We start from the raw sequence: 308 nt of genomic DNA, 5'->3' as shown, positions 1-308 counted from the left end.
CCGCTGGTGCTGATCAGCAGCTATCGCCTGACCCGCTCCAAGGCTCCGCACTGGGTGATGGTCACGGACTGTGACGCCGATTTCGTCTATCTGCATGACCCGGATATCGATCACAGCCTGCACCGTCAGGCCATCGACTGTCAGCATTTGCCGGTGAGCCACGCTGACTTCAATCGCATGAGTTGCTTCGGGACTGACAAGCTGCGGGCAGCCGTGATCGTTTACCCGTCGGGACCTGGAGAACCTGATTGTGCGCAGGTTTCATGAACCGCTATGGCTTTAATCCTGACGCGCGGCTAGTGTGTGCG

1 protein-coding gene is annotated in these 308 nt (G+C 58.8%); it reads left to right on the top strand.

The window, feature by feature from the left end; all coding sequences use genetic code 11:
• A partial coding sequence (locus tag EE949_RS24330; protein WP_206335718.1) for a peptidase C39 family protein occupies positions 1-267 on the top strand: 267 nt, incomplete at its 5' end.
• Positions 268-308 lie beyond the last annotated feature (41 nt).

Source organism: Pseudomonas viridiflava (assembly GCF_900602065.1).
Taxonomy (GTDB): domain Bacteria; phylum Pseudomonadota; class Gammaproteobacteria; order Pseudomonadales; family Pseudomonadaceae; genus Aquipseudomonas.
Note: the sequence above shows the minus strand (reverse complement) of the source record. Positions and strands in the feature narration are given on the sequence as shown.